Raw genomic sequence first — 19,418 nt, forward strand, 5'->3', positions numbered from 1 at the left:
TAGTACGTAATCCGTAATCCGTCTTGCTTGATGCTTAATGCGTACATAATGAGTAATACGTACGTAATACGTAATACTTGCTGAGTGCCACGCGTCAGAACGGACGGTCGTCCGGCCATCCTCCGCTCATAATGGTCTTGAATTGCTCCTGTTCTCCATTTGCCAGCTGAGACGTCCTGTCGACGCCATTGGTCGAATAGCTGCATCGCGAGCACCGTGGCATCGCGCTTCCGGCTGCTCTACCCGAGCGCTGCTGTACATGCAACAGCAAATCGCTGAGATCATCGGCAGTAACGGAACGCCCAAGTGCTGCTTCCCTTGCATAAAGCGCATCGCTAAGCGCGTTCATCTCGGCATGCTGTTGACCGGGACGGCCATAGTAGTTCGGATGAGTTTGGGAAGGCAGTTCGCCAAATTCTCGCATTCTTTGCTCTAGTAGAGGGTGCATCTCTCTGCCGGGTGCCGCATTAGTACCTGTAAGCACCTGGTCGGAAGCAGGCTCGTGCACGGCAGCGGCAGCAGGTCCTTTGCCATCGCGTGCTGCTGCCCGCGCACTAAGACGAACGCGGACGTTGCGCACAGCGGCACGACCGAGCGTGCCCACGACGGCCCCGCCTCCACCGAAAGCAGCACCCGTAAGCGTGGCGGCCCCGACCTCGTCCATGTTCAGGCCGCCGTTTGCTTCCACTTCTCCGCTTGCGACCTGGCGGGTTGACTCCTGTACGGCGCCGCCTGCAGCACCGGCGACGATACCTTTTCCCGCGCCGCGGGCAACCTGACCGCCCAGGCTGCCAGTCGCTGCAGTAGCCGTGCGTGCTGCTGCAACCGCCTGTGCGGCGGTTCGGCCGGTTCGCACGGCCTGGCCTACAGCCCGGGCGGCGGATGCGCCCGGAATAATACTTAAGGCGCCGCCAGCAGCGCCTCCTCCAGCGGCTGCTGCGCCAGCACGCCTCAAGTCAATGTCCTGACCGGGCTCCCTCGTCAGTGCTTGCGCCGTCAAGTCTGCGGCGCCGCCGCTAAGCGCACCGGCAGCCGCGCCAACGGCAACCGTTCCGGCAAAGGTAACAGCCGCAGCCCCGGTAGCTCCGGCGGCTGTACCGCCAACTGCAGCGGCAGCCGCACTGACCGCTATAGCGCCAGCGCCGGCAGTAGCAACCGTTACGACGACGGCGACCGTCACCACGGCAGCTACAATAGCAGCCTGCTTCCATGTCCACATTCCGTTTGGATCGATATGGACAATCGGGTTGTTCCGGACAAATACATACAGGTTTGGCCCATCCATCAGACCGCCTGGATCGCAGCTCAGCCACCTGCCGAGCCACGGCACATAATATCGCGCACCGTAGTAATACAAGCCGCTTTCCTCGTCCCGCTCCTTGCCCGAATAACGATAGCGCTTGGGTGCTTCCGCTGCACGGCCAGCCCCCTGGTAGGAGGTGCTGCCATAGGGATAATACTCTTCATAGGAGAGTATTTGGGCGTCTCTGCCAAGCTCCAGGCTGGCCGAGCCCAGGTGATTGCCAAGCTGATAGCGAATCAATTGCCCGGGTGATCCGTCATTGCCTATGGTACGGGTCTCCACTACCGCAATCCTTTCTGAGTCGTCCATAATGTGCAGCGTCTCGCGCTCCAGCTTCACCGTTGTTCCGTCTCCGGCGTACTCACGGTACAGTTCAAACCCGGCCAGATAGATCCGCTCTGACTTGCGGGTCGGCTGCTGTCCGGCGGCGGCTTGCCGCTCGGTCACCTTACGTACACGCTGGCCCTTGGCGTCATAGACGTACCAGGTCGTTTCTGGCACAGCCCCGTTTCCGGCAGCTTGCTGCGATGATGCCAACAGCTGGTCCCGGTAATCCCACAGCATTAGCTGCAGATGCGGCATGGCGGTTATACTGCCGTGTAATCCCGCTTTTCCGTCATACCGGTAGGGTTCGGCGGTTGCTCCAATGCCAGGTCCAACCCCAGTTGCGCTCAGCCGGTTATTCATTTTCCCCGGCTCCAATTGACTAGCCTCATTATAGGTGTAAGAACGCGTCCAACCGGGAAGAACAGGGTCACTGCCGCGATGCTGCACAGCCAAGATGTTGCCGGCTGCGTCATAGACGTACTGCTCGGTATACAGCCCCATTGCATGGCCGTCGCCGGGCTGCTCCTGGCGGCTTCGGAAGCTGTCCAGGTGATCAGGGGGCGGCGGGCTTGACTGGCCTGGTTGGCCGGCATTTTGCCCCAGATGTTCACGGCCCGAGGCTTCAATCAGGCGATTGATGGCGTCGTAGGTATAACCCGTGCTTGGCTCTACCCGGCGGTTGCGAAAGAAGACGGTCTGCTGCGAATCGTCGCGTATGCGGGTAATATTGCCAGCCGGATCGTAGCTGTAATGCAGATTCTGCACCTGTCCGGGGCTGTCTGTTCCGGTGAACCCCGCTGCATGGCGGACGGTTCTCAGATTCGTGAGCTGGAACGTGTCCGGATTGTACGTATAAAAGGTAGAGATGCCGGCACCGTCATCCGTACCGTAATCAAGACGTGCTCGCTGACCTTTGGCATCATAGTCGATTCCGGTAATGAAGGTAGTGACGGCTGCAGCACCGCGCAAGCTTGCTTCAACCCGATCCAGCAAATTAGCCTCATTATAAAAGGGGCGGATCCTGCTGCCATCCGGCGCAATGAGCTCGACCGGGCGGTTCATGGCATCAAAGCTATTTGCGGTAGTGAAGGATTTCTGCTCTAAGGGGACTGCTGTAGACCAATCGAGCGTTGTTTTATATTCTCTGGCTAATGTTAGTTCGCTCTGCAGCAGGTTGCCCTTAAAATCGAAAATCACATTGGTCGCGACTCCTGCCTGATCGTAGCTTTGAACGGCCCTTCCCCGCAGGTTGGCGGCCTCCGGATCAGGCTGGCTTTCGCCATAGACCGTTCGTTCTACCAATAATTCAGGACCGTTGTCTTCCCACATATAGGATCCTGCCGGTCGCCGCAGCGTATCATAGATGGTACGTAGTTCGCACCCGCGGCTGTCCCAGGAACGAAACGGCTGGCCGGCAATATCGTTCAACGTCCACCGCTCGCCAGCCTCCATGCTGGCCAGGTGAATCCGGCTGCCCAGCATATCGTAATCGCAGCGCATGACAATACGGTCCAAGGCATCGTGAATTTCACGTTGATTCCCTTCTATATCGTAAACGACCCGGCTGCTGTAGTATTGCTCAGTCGGTGGATCAGACACAGTGGAAGTGCTGAGCTTGAACTTGTTATGGGTAACAGTAAGGAATGTTCGCCCCAAGGAGTCCAGATGGGCAACCGTAGGTGTTTCGGCTGCAACAACGGCCTTGAGAGCGGCTTCTTGCTCCTTCGGACCAAGCGCACCTCCCGAGCGCTGCTCCAGCCAGGACGGCAAATAATACGAGTCTGGCAATCGTTGGAAGTAGCTGCCTGCATCCGCATCATCTGCCGGATTGGCTGCCAGCACGGTGTCGGCAACGTTCCATGACTCCTGCCTCCAGGCATCAGACACTATTTTCTCCCACGTATGATTCGGATGCAGCGCTGCGACTACACGCTGGGCGCAATCGTAGAAAAGGATCGGGCTGACACCGATACTAACATCAAGCTCGTAGTGGTGGGTATCCGTGAAAAAAGGCTCAAACTGGCGAACAGGCTTGCCCTTGTTGTTGAAGATCGTCCATCCGCTGCCGACCCAGCGCGGGCTGATGCTCGCCGGAGTCAGCTCCGGATGGCCATTTTTCATGACGATGAGTCCGCTCACTGGGTCTCGTAGTGGTACAGGGCCGGCTTCAGCCTGGATTTTGCGCTGAATTTCCCGGCCGAAGCCGTCGGAATAAGCAATACCAAGCTGAATCTTCGTTTCCTGTCCGGAAGCGAGATCGGCATCATGTGTTTCGCGGGTCAAGGTAGCTGCATAAGCAGGCATCGGAATAGAGTCGTCTCTCGTGCGATAATAGGCGAACAGATCATATACTCTGCGTGATGTGGCTCGTCCAAGCAGCTTGTGCATATTGGATGCAGGATCCTGAAGCAGAGCAGCCACACTGCTGTCGGTCAGATCCGGTATGAAAGCTTCAAGCGAATCGCCGCGTCTCGGCAAGTCTTCTGGCTTGCCTGCGACTGCAGTGCCGACAACCATGCCAAGAGCATCACAGGCAACAGCCGAACAGTTTCGGTTGGAATCCATAACAAGTGCAGCCTGGAGCAGACGATAATCGTGTCCATCGCGAATAAGTGGTTGTTCCGGATCCATGCTGCGTTCGCCGATCGTCGTGCGATTGCCCAGGGCATCTTTCGTTTCTTGCACAAGCAGATCGTATTTATCGTAATGGACGCTTGTCTCCGTACTGGCCGCATCCGTATGGAAGGGATTGCGGTAACGGAGTGGAAGGAAGAAGTGTGCTCTGGCGTACGCATACTCCTGCAGCGGTGTGTCGTCCGCATCTGGCGAATACAGGATCGTTCCGGAAGGAATCCACCAATTGCCGTCATGATTGAACTGCACATATCTTGCTTCATCCTTCATCATGGCAGCTGTGGCACGTCCATCGTATACAGCGGCTAGCAGACCAGGCGTGAATGCAAGCTTATAGCTTGTAAAAGGAAGGGCAAGTGACTGCAACTGCCCTGGAGGTAATGCTTCAGTCATATCATTGCTGCGATAGAGTGTATGTACGTGCTCAAGCAATCTTTTCTCCAGCAGGCCAAGGGTGGGAGCTTTCTCATAAGCAATGGCTGATGCAGCAGCTGCGGCGTTCTTCACGATATCGAAGCTGAAGAGGCTGCTGCCTGCTGCAAGCGTAAGCCCGGTTAATTCATAGCTGCGGGACTCGCAAGGCAGTCGGGTGCGATAATCCGATTGCTCGTCGACGGCATTGGTGAATTGGTTCTCCATACAGGTGATGTGCAGCTCACTCTGCTTCCTCTGATCACGCAGCTCCAGAGATGGATCGGGCTTGCGGCGGCCATAGCCAATTGCAGCCGAATGCACGATATTACCGAAATCATCAACCTCTAGCGTCAGCTCATGAGCGATTCGCGGATCGGCTGGATTTCTTTCGTAATGATAGTTCACAGCTTCGCGGGCATGAGTGAAAAAAACCGCATTGCGATGACTGGTCTTGGACTGCAGGAGCCGGACAGCGTAACTATGCTCAGTAACCGTGTAAGGGTGCGGCTCTTTATCTGTTCCGTCAAGAGCGTATACTTCCTGGCGGAGCATGGAGCCTTTCAGCGCGCGGCATGCTTCACGCTCCTCTTCTATGCTCAGCCCGGCAGGAAGCAGGTGGTCAGGGAGCAGCAGCCGGCCTGCAGCGGCATCATCCAAGCCGGGTTCCCGATAATATTCACCAGCATCCCGATCATTGAGCTGACCGGCATAGTAGTCTGAGATACGGCCACGCTCCATATAAGCACCCGTATGATACCAGGTGCGGGTCAGAATGGGCGGAACATGGGAGCTCTCATTCCAATTGGCAGCAGCAGGTATCCTACCCCCGGCATCAAGTGTGGAGAAAGCTTCCGTGTCCCACTGCTCGACCAGGCCAAAGCCTCTGAATTCACGCTCTTCTCCATCGTAGTAGCCGTGATGGTACGCATATTGGTTAACGAATCGATTCCCGCTAATTCGATCTATAGTCTCCACCTTCTCAATCACATGGACGGGAAAAGGAATTCTCGTTATCCAAGGTTTCCCTGCTAGCTTGTCCGCAAGATAGAAGGTTGTAGAGGACGTATAATGGAAGCGGGACTCTGCACCGAGGTTATTGCTGGCTCCGATTAACAGATGTGGCTTTTGCCCGCCCATTAAATCAATGTACCGCAGCGGCCGCTGGCTATCTCCCGGCAAAGGAGAAGACCAGACCAGGCAAGCGGTGCCATTGCCAAGTAAATCCGCGGTCATGACTGCTGCCAAGTTATCAGCAGCAGGAAATGCGGGCAGATGATACGCGTCGCTCCAAAGATTTCCGGACAGATTGAAATAGAGCCGTGCGCCGGCCGCTCCCAGGTAAATAAGATCAACGGCCCCTGATCCATCAATATCGGCGAGACGCACACGCTGCTGATTGAACTGGTCCGATATATCCAGCCAAGGCGCATTATCCATCTCAACCTTGGCACCGAATCGTCCATAACCCTTATTGGGCCAATAGCAAATCTCGCCATTGCGAATACGCACAAGATCGGTAAGGCCATCTCCACTCATGTCCGCCAGATATATCGACTGCATGCCGTCAGCTATCACCAGCCGGGGCCCCAACTCTTCATCCTGCAGCTGATGCACCCTTTGATCCGGGCCATATCCTTCCTCGCCAAGCGAAGGATACCAGGTGAACACTTCCTGTTCTGTAATCAGCACATCGGCACGTCCGTCTCCGTTCAAATCGATGAACCGCAGATTGGGCTCGTCCCATGGAATGCGGGGGATTTGCTTGAAGGACTTGAAGGAATCCCAGCCGCGGTCTTCCGTCCGCTCATAGAATCCGGGCGCCTCCTCGTCCCGAATAACCAGATCCAAGCGTCCGTCGCCAGCAAGATCAAGGAGCTGCTGGCTTCGCTGGCCGAAGTTGGCCAAAGAAGGTTGGGCGGCTAGAACCTCCTGAGGCCCGAATCGTCCTTTTCCCCAATTCGGCTTGTAATAATACGCGCCGGCACATTCGGTCAGAATGCCCGATACTCCTTCGCCATCCAGATCGATCCACTGCACATTCGTGGCTCCCAGCCCATCTGGCAGGTTGTCCAGACTGTCCGAATCTATTTCCCTAATCTCGCTCTGAATGGCTGCTTTACTATATTCGAATTCCACAGGCGGAACTGATTTCATGATATAAGCCGCATAGTTGACTCCGCCCCGTGCTATTAGCGGCCGGGTATGATCGCGAACGAAGCCGGATTGGACAACGCTGCTTATGAATGAGGCAACACGGGTGCTGCCTTTATGAGCGAGTTCATCTTCAATGGCGACTGGCTGTGAATAATCAAGGTCTGCATATTCGAATGCCATCGATTGAACGAGGCAAGGCTCATCGCCCAGCTCGGCGAAATGGTGGAACATAAGCATCCGATGGCAGCGGCGGATCGTCCGTACTTCAAATCCTGCGCGATAGGAGGAGAACGGGTCCGGCCGCACGGTCCACTTACTGCCTGGATTGACCGCAGCATAAGCATATTGAAGCTTATCGGCCTCCGGCTGGGCAGCATCAACGTCAAATTCCTCAAAGTGCCCGTCACCATAGTCAAAAACCGCCTCGAACATCCACAGCGTCTGAGTCAGATCGGACTGAATGAGATGCGACGTAAGGTTTCCGTATTTAATTCTTTTTAAGTACCGGTTGGCTGTGTAGGTCCGATTGCGTTCATTGACTGCCGTCCGGTCAACATGGGCATCATCCTCGGAAACGTATTCATATACGATGGCGTTGCCTGTATCGTCCCGGCTTTCTTCGATAAGCCATGTGAAAATGCGTGTTGGATCGTTGGGATCAGCGATGCGGTTGTTTGTATTCTTGCCATAGAGGGTCGTTACATTGCTGTGGGTAATAGAGCGCCAATGGATATCCCCTGTCGTTTTGCGGGTCCATCGTTCAATGCGGGAAAATAATCCTTCTGTTCGGGGGCGGTAGCGGTGTATCAAGTAATCCGGCGAGGAGACCGTATCTTCATAGATCCCGCCTTCCGGTTTATTTACAGGCACCAGGTTATCTGAACCTGATAACATATAGACATCCGAATTCTCGTCATCGCGGTATTCAGGCAGGCCGCCATCCGTCTTGCGTGTTATCGCAGGTAAAGACAGGCTCCATCCGAAGCCGAAGGGTCCATTGCCAGATCCGGAATCGTAAGATAGCGCAAGCTCGGGGCCAAAACCGCCGCGGCCGGGGCTAACGGGAAGAGGGACAGTCATGGAGGCGGTACCTGTTGCCGGATTAACGGCAAATTTCTCTGCAATACCCCTGATGGCTCCACCTCCTTTAGGAAGAGAGAGGGTTGGGGAGGCAAAGGCGTGCTGCTTCGTTAGGCTGCTTGCTGGTTTGTTAAGATCAGTCAATAGCTGTCTCTCCCATCTGCTCTGGTCTGAGTGAGAAACATAAGCTGCCTGTATAAATGGATTTACCAGATTAGGCATATTGTAACACTCGATATTTGGAAAAAAATAGGTTCCTAAGTTGTATTTATAACTCGTTCTTTAAGCACAAAATATGCGCCTTAGGACATAGATGCTGTGAACGAATATGCAATCTAGATCAGTATTAACAGTAATATTTGGGACTATAATGCTATGGAGTGTTGTCTGTATACGCCGCTACTTCGACATTCTTTTAAATGTATATTAATTCCCAATAAAATACATAAACCAAAAATGCTGCCGCTCATTTAACGCTTACTCTTCCAAGCTCTGTTTGTTATAATCCATGTAAGAGGTGATTTGGATGTGGTTTTCTAAAACTCAAAATGAGGCTCTACAAGAGCTGCAGGTCGATCCTGCGGTGGGTTTAAAAACAGAAGAAGTGCAGTCCAGACTAGAGCGATACGGCCCTAACAGATTGAAGGGCAAACCGAAGAAAAGCTTGATTTCCCTCTTTTTCGAACAGCTAAAGGATATGCTCATCTATGTGCTGCTTGGTGCGGCGGTTGTCACATTTGCTGTTGGAGAATATGTAGATGCGATCATCATCCTTATCGTCGTTGTGCTTAATGCGGTAATTGGTCTGATCCAGGAGAACAAAGCTGAGAAAGCCATCGAAGCGCTGCAGCAAATGACGACGCCTAAATCTATCGTTAGACGTGATGGAGAAGTGAAAGAAATTCATTCAGGAGACATTGTTCCTGGTGATATCGTCCTGATAGATGCAGGCAGATACATCCCTGCAGATCTGCGGCTGATAGAAAGTGCGAATCTGCAGATCGAGGAATCGGCATTAACAGGTGAATCCGTGCCTTCGAATAAGGCAGCTGAGGATCTTTATAAAGATCCAGGTACGCCTATAGGAGATCTATCCAATATGGCTTTTATGTCAACCCTTGCTACCTATGGAAGAGGTGAGGGTGTTGTAGTCGCTACGGCTATGGAAACGGAAATGGGGAAAATAGCCAAGATCCTGGATGAAGATCTCAATGAGAAGACCCCGCTGCAAAAACGGCTGGAGGAGCTTGGGAAAATACTGGGATATGCGGCGATAGGCATTTGTGTGCTTATTTTTATCATTGGCCTGTTTCAGCAAAGAGATCTTTTCGAGCTGTTCCTAACGTCCATCAGCTTGGCAGTAGCGGCCATTCCGGAAGGCCTTCCTGCCATTGTGGCCATCGTATTAGCACTTGGTGTTGCAAGAATGTCCAAGATTAACGCGATTGTGAAAAAGCTTCCTGCAGTCGAAGCCTTAGGCTCAGTCAATATCATTTGTTCAGACAAAACAGGGACGCTTACGCAAAATAAAATGACAGTCGTGAAGCACTACACATCGAATAAACTCCAGGATGAACCTCCTGTCGAGCTTATCAAAGCATTCGTGTTATGCTCAGATGCTACCCTCGACGAGAATGATAGCAGTACAGGAGATCCTACGGAAGTCGCTTTACTTGTATTCGGAGAACAGTATAAGCTGACGAAGAAATCCTTGGATGCAGAGCACCAGCGGGCTTCCGAGAAACCATTTGATTCGGACCGCAAGCTGATGTCTACGTTAAATGAAACCGAAACCGGTTATCGGGTACATACAAAGGGTGCAATTGACCAGCTTGTGCAAATTTCAACATCTGTTATTGTGGAGGGAAAGATCGTCCCCCTGACGGATGAACTGAAGCAGCAATATCTGCAGATTGCCGAAGAAATGTCGGATAGCGCTTTACGAATACTTGGAGCAGCTTATAAGGATACAGATCGTCTCATCCCTCCTGGTGAAATGGAGCAGGATCTTACGTTTCTTGGTTTCGTAGGAATGATTGATCCACCAAGGCTTGAAGTGAAGGACGCAATACAGGAAGCAACCATGGCTGGCATTACTTCCGTGATGATTACTGGGGATCACAAGAACACGGCTGCAGCCATTGCCAAAGAGCTTGGAATCGCCGATTCTATTGAACAGAGTATGACAGGAGCAGAAATAGATCAATTATCTGATGAAGCTTTTTCACAAAAAATTAAAGATATCAGGGTATTTGCCCGCGTTTCCCCCGAACATAAAGTAAGGATTGTCAAAGCCTTCAAAGCAGCCGGACATACGGTTTCCATGACGGGCGACGGAGTGAATGATGCACCTTCCCTGAAAAATGCCGATGTCGGGGTTGCTATGGGGATTACAGGCACGGATGTGTCCAAGGGTGCAAGTGACGTTATATTAACGGACGATAATTTCTCGACCATTGTGCATGCGATTCGGGAGGGCAGAAATATTTATTCGAATATCAGGAAGGCGGTTATATTCCTGCTGTCCTGCAACCTCGGGGAGGTTATTGCGATCCTTGCGTCGATCGTGTTTTTCTGGCCCGTGCCGCTGCTTGCCACGCAAATTCTCTGGGTTAATCTGGTGACCGATACGCTGCCTGCCATTGCACTTGGCGTTGATCCTGGCGAGGATGATGTGATGAAAAGGAAGCCGCGGGACCCGAAGGAGAGCTTCTTTGCGCAAGGAGCAGGTGTGCGAGCCATTCTTGGCGGGACGCTGATAGGGGGATTAACTTTGGCGGCCTTCTATATCGGACTGCGTGAGCACGGTTATAGCCTGGGCTCAGCCGGTATTTCGGAAGAGGCCATGACGTATGCGAGAACGATGGCTTTTGTGGTGCTTGCGGCATCGCAGCTGTTTTACTCTTTATCGATGAGAAGTATGACCAAATCTATTTTTCAGGTCGGGTTATTTTCCAACAAATTGTTAATAGGTGCTGTCATTCTCGGCTTGGCTCTGCAGTTTGCGGTGATTACAATTCCTGTGCTTGCCGAAGCGTTCAAGGTGCATAATCTTGGGCTCAACGACTGGGGACTAGTTATTGTCCTGGCCTTAATTCCACTCGCGATAAACGAAGTGATCAAGCTGGTTGGACGTCTGGGGAGCAAAAAGGAGAATGCATCTTCAACGAATGCCTAATCTTTATGGCTAATCCTTATGTGAAACTGAGTAGCCTAAGCATTTTAACTCTAGTTCTTACTTTCATTTATTTTTACTAAAAAGGGTTTTCTAATTAAATTATAATGATAACTTATAAAATAGTCCTTTCCTTCTTCTAAAAAAGGCCACACAATATCGGGAGTTCGAATGGTAACTTCTTTATTATCCTTGTGCACTTTAATAAAATTTTGATCATTCATAGTAACTTTTTTCTCTAAAGTAACAATTGCTACTGTGCTTGATGTTATAAAAAAATAATAAAACAAAGTACAACTTAGCATAACCAACAAAAAGATTCCTATTTTTATTTTAAACTTCATATCGGCATCACATCTTTCTTTGGGGTAGTAGTTCTAACTGCAACTCCATGAAAATGCACCTCGCGTATCGGTTTGATGGTTGTAGTGGTGCGTCCATTTTACCATTTCGCTTCGGTGCATTTTTGTTTTCATTTGATATGGTGGGCTTTTTTTATTAACTTACGGGACAATCATGTTCAAAATTTACAGATACCCTGTTTGTTGAAGACTATTCAAATACTGACCGTATTTCGGATTTTTTGGTACGCAATCTTGTGGAGCGATCCCATTTAAAACTAATAACTCATGAAACAATTTTTCGTTAAGTCCTTGAAGTGTAAAAGAACTAATGTTTTCCTTGTTTTTACTTTCTAAAATGATTATTATCAGTTTTCCCTGTTGAATTTTCCTCCATAACGAAGCATTAACTTCATTTTCTTCAGGTAAGAGTGAAGTCTGGTTCTCTGAAAGTTCCTTATGACTAGCCTTTTCAACCTCAGTAAATAAATGACTTAACACTGTTTCGTCCATTATCATGTAACATGCAGCTATGTCATCATAATTTATGTTCGGATCAGCTTTTATATTTCCAAGTAAGTCTTTCTGGCATTTAACAGCGCCATATTTTTGTCGCAGTATTTTATCAACTTGGTCTAAAGAATAAATCAGTGGCAAGTTTAATTGTATGAACTTTTCGTGAAGTATTTGATCCATAAGATCGCTCCTATTTAAGCCTCATATGCAACAAGCGCTTTTATTTATTAGAATAAATTAATTATTGAAAATCCTTTTGGAATTGAAGCGACCAAACAGGAGTGTTGGGACTACTGGTGTTTTGGTTTTGATTTTCTTCACTTGCTTTGGATAGTTCAGCAACGTGGATACTGCCATCAGTGCGTTCCCAAATGATTTTTGCAGAGTTGAGATCCTTATTTAATAAAATGCCATATTGAAAGTCACCTTTTTTATATGCCTTTTTTGCCTCGTCAAGTGCCATAAAGAAGGACTGTGCCTCTGTAGTAGAAAGATTATTAGTAAAATGGAAATCAATATCAAACCCATAAACAAGCTTCCACTCATTTTCCTTAAACTCGTCACCTTGGAACTTTTTAATGGTATCAATCCCTTTTGCCCATGATTTATAAAGGCGATCCACGATTTCTTTTTTTTGCTTTTGTTCAAAGGGAATCGTAACAGGGTCAAATTGTTTGATAACTCTAGGTGTTGACGCAGCAAGGGCAGTTGAAATTGAGAAAGCACCCGTTAATACAAAAGTTGCAATTCCGAAGGCAAACCATTTTTTTATCATTTGTTTAATCACGCCTCACTTATTTATTTAACATAGATATCCGGCATCAAAGAATAGAATTAGAATACGGAAGAGACTAGTGTAGACGGGGACAAAGCAAATCAAAAGCAGCTTACGGACATGAGATGCGTTATCTGTTAGTTTTAAGGTTCTTTTTGGATCTTACGGACATGAGGTACCTTATTAGCCTTGGCTGGGATTAAATGGGCTCCTTTTTATCCAAATAGAGAATCTGATGTCCGTAAGCTTCTTAAAATAGGGGGAATTATGGCAAATAAGATCCCTGATGTCCGTAACGATGATTTGCGCGCCCCTTGTCCCCTTACTTGAATGTTTAAGCTGCCTATTCCAGATGTCTGATGCCCAATACATAGATTAGTCTTTAGACGTTACTAATATTGGAAAAGTTACATAATAAATGAAAAATTCGGATGACAGACAACCCATGTTGACACTCTGCAGGTTCTCGAATTACAATAGAAGCAAGTTAATATTCGTGATGGAGAATGGGAGATTCACATAAATTGCTTATCGAAGGATGAAGCGGTTTATGTGTTTTTTATTTTCTACTTCTTTTTCCGGGAAGGGAGCCTGCGCCTATGTCTTTTCATCATCAAAGCATTCTGCCAGCTATTCGCAAAATGAAAGATTTGGAGAAGCTGCTGGACTCGCCATTCTCTTATATTGTTCTTCTGGACAGCCATATTGGTCAGCTGAAAAATATTGTTGATTTGGCCCGGGCGAACGGCAAGAAAATTTTGCTGCACGTCGATCTGGTGGAAGGACTCAAGAATGATGAATATGCAGCGGAATATATATGCCAGCATGTTCGTCCAGAGGGATTGATTTCAACGCGGTCTGTTGTTATTGCGAAGACGAAGCAAAACGGCTTGCTGGCTATTCAGAGGCTGTTCCTGCTTGATTCAAGCGCGCTTGAGAAGAGCTATACGCTGCTGGAACGCACGCAGCCAGACTATATAGAGGTACTGCCAGGCGTCATGCCGCATATTATTAAAGAGGTCGGGGAGCGGACGGGCATACCTATTTTTGCTGGTGGCCTGATCCGCTCGATCAGTGATGTCGAGAATGCGCTGCAGGCAGGCGCTGCCGCTGTCACGACTTCGCATCAGGATTTGTGGAAGCATTATTCAGACAAATAGCAGCCACAACATAGGCCACAGCATAGCTCCAAATAACTTCAAGGAGGCTCGCATTACGTGGAACATTCATATATTTTATCGCTGGATCAGGGGACTACCAGTTCCAGGGCTATTTTATTCGACCGGCAAGGAAGTATTGTTTCGATAGCACAAAAAGAGTTCACGCAGCATTTCCCCCATCCAGGATGGGTGGAGCATGATGCTGATGAAATTTGGGAATCTGTGCGGGAGGTGACGGCGGACATTTTGTCAGAGCCTGGCATGTCTCCCGGGCGGATAGCAGCCATTGGGATTACGAATCAGCGGGAAACGGCAGTGGTTTGGGATCGCCATACGGGAAACCCTGTATATCATGCGATTGTATGGCAGTCGAGACAGACTTCTGACATTTGTGAGCAGCTTAAGGGACAAGGGCTGGAGGAGCTTTTTAGGGAAAAAACGGGACTGCGTATCGATGCTTATTTCTCGGGAACGAAGGTGAAGTGGATTCTTGACCATGTACCGGGCGCGCGGGATAGGGCGGAGAGCGGTGATCTGCTTTTTGGAACGATAGATACGTGGCTGATTTGGAAGCTGTCCGGCGGAGCGGTGCATGTGACGGATTACTCGAATGCCTCAAGGACGCTAATGTACAATATTCATGAGCTGGCATGGGATGAGACATTGCTAAGGTATCTTGATATCCCGTTGTCGATGCTTCCCGAGGTGCGTTCCTCATCGGAAATCTATGGCTATACGGCTGAGGAAAATTTTATGGGTGCAGCCGTGCCGATTGCTGGTGCTGCTGGGGATCAGCAGGCTGCTTTGTTCGGGCAAGCTTGTTTTGAGCGAGGGATGGCGAAAAATACTTACGGCACTGGTTGTTTTATGCTGATGAACACAGGGGAGCGGCCGATTGCTTCCAAGCATGGGCTGTTAACGACGATCGCCTGGGGACTCAGCGGCAAGGTCGAATATGCGCTAGAGGGCAGTATTTTTGTTGCAGGATCAGCTATTCAATGGCTGCGCGACGGTCTTCAAGTGATTGAATCGGCACAGGAGAGTGAACAGTACGCGAACCGGGTAGATTCAACAGATGGCGTCTATGTAGTGCCCGCTTTCGTGGGTCTGGGAACGCCATATTGGGATAGCGACGTTCGTGGAGCGGTGTTTGGGATTACCCGCGGCACATCGCGTGAGCATCTGGTCCGTGCAACGCTGGAGTCACTAGCCTACCAGACTAGGGATGTGCTGGCTGCGATGGAAGAGGATTCGGGAATCGAGCTGAAAAAGCTGCGTGTTGATGGAGCAGTAGTAAGGAATGATTTCCTGATGCAGTTCCAGAGCGATATGCTCGGGGCATGTGTTGAACGTCCTGTCATTGATGAAACTACAGCTTTGGGGGCCGCCTATTTAGCGGGTCTTGCCGTGGGTTTCTGGAAGGATCAGGAGGAGATAGCGGCCCAGTGGCATATAGATCGCACCTTTGAGCGGAGCATGGAAGAATCGCAGCGCAGCGAGCTGTATGCCGGGTGGAAGAAAGCTGTCCGGGCAGCTATGGCTTTTAAATAAGTGTACTTTGTGTTATGATACATCTTAAGTTCATACAACGGTTGGAGAATTGGAGAAACCATGAGCAGCTTATGCGCATTTGTGCATCAAGCTGGTTCGTGGTTTTTTTGCATATTACTGCATATAGGGCTGCGAATAGGGCGACATAAAGGCGACATAAAGTGCGACATACAGGATGACATACAGGACGACATACAGGACGACATACAGGACATCATGCTACAACAGGAGGGAAAACTCATGGAAGCTTTATTTACCGCGGAAAAGCGGGAGGAAATTTTGCAGGGAATGACAGAGCAGGTCTACGACTTGCTTGTAATAGGCGGGGGGATCACGGGTGCAGGGATCGCGCTGGATGCGCAAAGCAGGGGAATTAGCACGGCGCTGGTGGAGATGCAGGACTTTGCTGCTGGAACGTCGAGCCGTTCGACCAAGCTGGTGCATGGAGGCCTGAGGTACTTGAAGCAGCTGGAGGTGAAGATGGTAGCGGAGGTAGGCAAGGAAAGGGCAATTGTATATGAAAATGGTCCGCATATCACTACTCCGGAGTGGATGCTGCTGCCTTTCTACGAAGGAGGAACCTTCGGTAAGTTGACGACTTCACTGGCGCTTAGGGTCTATGATTATTTGGCAGGTGTCAAAAGAGAAGAGCGACGCCAAATGTTCACAGCACAGGAAACACTTTCCCGTGAACCCTTGTTAAGAAAGAACGGGCTTAAGGGTGGAGGCTACTATGTCGAGTACCGGACGGATGATGCCAGGCTGACGATTGAAGTGATGAAGAAAGCAGTGGAAAAAGGAGCGAAGGCTGTCAATTATGCCAAGGTGGAGCAGCTGATTTATGAAGAGGGCCGGGCAGCGGGCGTTCAGGTGGTAGATCAGATCAGCGGACGGACTTATTCCATTCGCGCCCTTCATGTGGTGAATGCGGCGGGTCCGTGGGTGGATACCTTGCGTGAAAAGGACAAATCGAAAGAAGGAAAAACACTGCATTTAACGAAGGGCGTTCATCTGGTGTTTGATCACTCGAGGTTTCCATTGAATCAGGCCATTTACTTTGATACGCCAGATAAACGTATGGTGTTTGCGATACCGAGGGAAGGCAAGACGTATGTTGGAACGACGGACACGAATTATCGCGGCGATCAGATGCATCCACGGATGACGCTGGCGGATCGGGATTACCTGCTGCATGTCATTCATGACATGTTCCCGGATCTTGGTCTGACGGAGGCGGATGTGGAATCCAGTTGGACGGGGATACGCCCGCTTGTGCATCAAGAGGGCAAGGACCCTTCCGAGATTTCGCGGAAGGATGAGATTTTTATTTCTGGCTCCGGCTTGATCTCGATTGCCGGGGGCAAGCTGACCGGCTATCGCAAGATGGCAGAGACGGTTGTGAACAAGGTCGCCGACAGGCTGATGGAGGCCGGTCATGCGCCGCTTCCGGACAGCAGCACGAAGCATTTGCAGCTCTCCGGCGGTGATGTTGGCGGCTCGGCGAACCTGCAGTCATTCATTGATGAGAAGGTTAGCCTCGGCAAGCGTCTGGGGCTTACAGATTCAGAAGCAGCGACACTTGTGCGACGTTATGGCTCGAATATAGATCGTGTATTCTCCCTGCTGGTGAATCAACAATATGATCAGAGGGCCGCGTCTTTATCGCCTGCTGTTTTCGCAGCACTCTCGTATGCTATAGAACAAGAAATGACAGTGAGGCCAGCAGATTTCTTTATTCGGCGGACCGGGGCACTTTTCTTCGACATTGCCTGGGTTAGGAAGTGGAAGCAGGAGGTGAGCGCATACATGGCCGTCCGGTTAGGATGGTCAGTGGAGCAGGTACAGAGCTTCACAGAGGAGCTTGAGCAGCAGCTTCATGATGCGGTGGTTCCGCAGGAGACGGTTTAGGCTAGGCTGATAGGCGAAACATGGGCAGCAAAAAACCACCTCAGCCCGAAGTGGAGAAGGGGCGAAGGTGGCAAGATGGAAGATGGCAAGATGGAAAGATGGAACCAGGAGTGATTAATTTTCAATTACACAGGTGCAGTTTTCCATATCGCCACTATCCCTTTCCCTAAGCAATCAGCCTCTGCTGGGCAGTCCGTTTGAGCTTGGCATGTTCGGCACTTTTGAAGCTGAGAGGGAAGGGATCCTGGAGGAAGGGTGATAGTGGCAGCACTCTTCCCCGATTGGAGCGTGTGCTTGACTTAACGATGTTTTTCATCGTTAAAATAAGTTTTTTAGGTCAATCGGGCACGTTAACGATGATTTTCATTGTTAAAGGAGGACCAATGGTCCCCTCTGGGTGGATAAAAGGGATTTAACGATGTTTTTCATCGTTAAAGTGAGGTTGTGGGACGACCCCGTGCTTTTAGCGATGAAAAACATCGTTAAAGTAAGATCTCCTAGCAGGTCCTCTCAGCTCTTCGTCCCATGAGCCTTTGACCGCTAGGAAATCTCCACCAATCAAGAAAAAGCGCCTTGTTGACTGTCCGTTTGAACTTGGAGCTTGGTTTTCGTGCGATTGTAGCTGAGGAGGGAAGGTTGTGGGTTGAAGAGTGCTAGCATCCGCAACAACCTTTAACAGCGGCTGGAACCCATAGCTGGCCAACACCCTTTCCCTCCCGACATGCAACTATGTAAGAACACGCTCCTCAAAGGACGCCCCAAAAAGATGTCATTCTTTTTAGATAACCCAATTCCCCTGACGGAATATAGGCTCACGTGTTCCATCTGCGGTGATGCCGTCGATGTCCATTTCGGCAGAGCCAATCATGAAGTCGACATGGGTTAGACTGGCGTTGTAGCCCTGGCCATCCAGTTCTTCCTTGCTCATGGTTGTACCGCCCTCCACGCAGAACGGATAGGCATTCCCGATAGCCAAGTGGCAGGAGGCGTTTTCGTCAAACAATGTGTTGTAATAAATCAAATTGGAGTTGGAGATGGGAGAGTCGTGCGGTACGAGGGCAATTTCCCCAAGGTAGCGGGCGCCTTCGTCCATATCAAGCAGCTTGTTCAGCACATCCTCTCCTTGCTCCGCGGCAGCCTTGACGATTTTTCCGTTCTCAAAGGTGAAGCTGAAGCCGTCAATAAGTGAGCCGTTATAGCTTAAAGGCTTGGTGCTTTTTACAGTCCCGTTAACACCTGTTTTTACAGGCATAGTGAATACTTCCTCGGTAGGCAGGTTAGGGACGTAAAAAATGCCTTTGTCGGTATTGCTCCCAGCGCTGACCCAAAGATGCTTTTCCGGAAGCTCTATGGTGAGGTCGGTGCCTGGCGCTGTGTAATGGAGCTTTGCGTACTTTTTAGCATTAAGAATCTTCTGCTTCTCAGTCAAGTTCTGGATATGCTCGTTCCAAGCCTCAACGGGATTTTCCGTATCCACACGTGTCAGTTTGAAGATGAGCTCCCACAGCTTAGCCATACGGGTCTCTTCATCCATGCCCGGGAAAACCTTGGAAGACCATTCAACTGTCGGAATCGAGACCAGAAGCCAATTGACTCTGCTGTTACGGAGATAGTTAAGGAATCCGTCCCTCGCCATGGCAGCGGCCTTGTTCACAGTGGCGATTCTGCCCGGATCAATCCCTTTTAATAAATCGGAATTAGGGGCGTATATTTGTAAAAAGGCGGCGCCTTCCTTAGCCAGCTCTTCCAAGCCGTTTGCTTTCCACATCGGATATTCCTGCAAGGCCTCTTCCGGAGCGTGACGGAGGCGGATCGCTTTGACCTCATCGTCCTCCCATTCCACAATGACATTCCTGACGCCTGCTTCATAAGCCTTCAAAGTAACCTTGCGGACATAATCGGCACACGATATTGGCGAGGTAATAACAAGCGTCTGGTCCTTCTGCACATTCAAACCTACCTTGACGGCAAGCTCTGCATATTTTTCCAGATTTCGTGCAAAGTTACTGATTGGCTCTGTCATAAGGCATTCTCCTTTATATTTGAGTGAGATTTGGTGTATGATAGAAAGTATTATTTA

At 50.2% G+C, this 19,418-nt stretch carries 9 protein-coding genes; 4 read left to right on the top strand and 5 right to left on the bottom strand.

Translation table 11 applies throughout. The features are described 5' to 3' along the window. Positions 1 to 94: 94 nt before the first annotated feature. A complete protein-coding gene (locus J2Z66_RS10065) occupies positions 95 to 8,056 on the bottom strand; it encodes a SpvB/TcaC N-terminal domain-containing protein (RefSeq protein ID WP_209971261.1) in 7,962 nt (2,653 codons plus the stop codon). A 382-nt stretch (positions 8,057 to 8,438) separates the two neighbouring features. Here J2Z66_RS10065 and J2Z66_RS10070 point away from each other — a divergent pair, with 382 nt between their 5' ends. Next, positions 8,439 to 11,090 (top strand): calcium-translocating P-type ATPase, PMCA-type, encoded by a 2,652-nt coding sequence (locus tag J2Z66_RS10070; RefSeq protein ID WP_245375427.1) that lies wholly within the window; start codon positions 8,439 to 8,441, stop codon positions 11,088 to 11,090. A gap of 50 nt (positions 11,091 to 11,140) precedes the next feature. Here J2Z66_RS10070 and J2Z66_RS10075 read toward each other — a convergent pair whose 3' ends face one another. From J2Z66_RS10075 to J2Z66_RS10085, 3 genes are all read right to left on the bottom strand, one after another. Further along, positions 11,141 to 11,431 (bottom strand): hypothetical protein, encoded by a 291-nt coding sequence (locus J2Z66_RS10075; RefSeq protein ID WP_209971262.1) that lies wholly within the window; start codon positions 11,429 to 11,431, stop codon positions 11,141 to 11,143. Between the two features lie 183 nt (positions 11,432 to 11,614). Then, entirely contained in the window at positions 11,615 to 12,124 is a 510-nt protein-coding gene (locus J2Z66_RS10080; protein ID WP_209971263.1) for a hypothetical protein, read from the bottom strand. A gap of 61 nt (positions 12,125 to 12,185) precedes the next feature. Then, on the bottom strand, positions 12,186 to 12,719 hold the full coding sequence (locus J2Z66_RS10085) for a hypothetical protein (protein ID WP_209971264.1): 534 nt from the start codon (positions 12,717 to 12,719) through the stop codon (positions 12,186 to 12,188). Between the two features lie 599 nt (positions 12,720 to 13,318). On the opposite strand from J2Z66_RS10085, the gene J2Z66_RS10090 reads away from it, so the two are divergent. The 3 genes from J2Z66_RS10090 (at position 13,319) to J2Z66_RS10100 (ending at position 17,338) form a co-directional block, all read left to right on the top strand. Continuing rightward, complete coding sequence (locus J2Z66_RS10090; RefSeq protein WP_209971265.1) at positions 13,319 to 13,879, top strand: glycerol-3-phosphate responsive antiterminator; 561 nt, start codon at positions 13,319 to 13,321, stop codon at positions 13,877 to 13,879. A gap of 57 nt (positions 13,880 to 13,936) precedes the next feature. After that, positions 13,937 to 15,430 carry a glycerol kinase GlpK gene (gene glpK, locus J2Z66_RS10095; RefSeq protein ID WP_209971266.1) on the top strand — a complete coding sequence of 498 codons (1,494 nt, stop codon included), beginning with the start codon at positions 13,937 to 13,939 and terminating at the stop codon, positions 15,428 to 15,430. Between the two features lie 240 nt (positions 15,431 to 15,670). Beyond that, entirely contained in the window at positions 15,671 to 17,338 is a 1,668-nt protein-coding gene (locus J2Z66_RS10100; RefSeq protein ID WP_209971267.1) for a glycerol-3-phosphate dehydrogenase/oxidase, read from the top strand. Positions 17,339 to 18,116: 778 nt separating this feature from the next. On the opposite strand, the gene J2Z66_RS10105 is transcribed toward J2Z66_RS10100, so the two are convergent. Then, the gene (locus J2Z66_RS10105; protein ID WP_209971268.1) at positions 18,117 to 19,361 is read right to left on the bottom strand and encodes an aminopeptidase; all 1,245 of its coding nucleotides are present in this window, start codon (positions 19,359 to 19,361) and stop codon (positions 18,117 to 18,119) included. Between the last annotated feature and the right edge of the window lie 57 nt (positions 19,362 to 19,418).

Origin of the sequence: Paenibacillus eucommiae (assembly GCF_017874215.1) — a bacterium.
In the GTDB taxonomy this organism is placed as follows: Bacteria; Bacillota; Bacilli; order Paenibacillales; family NBRC-103111; genus Paenibacillus_AI; species Paenibacillus_AI eucommiae.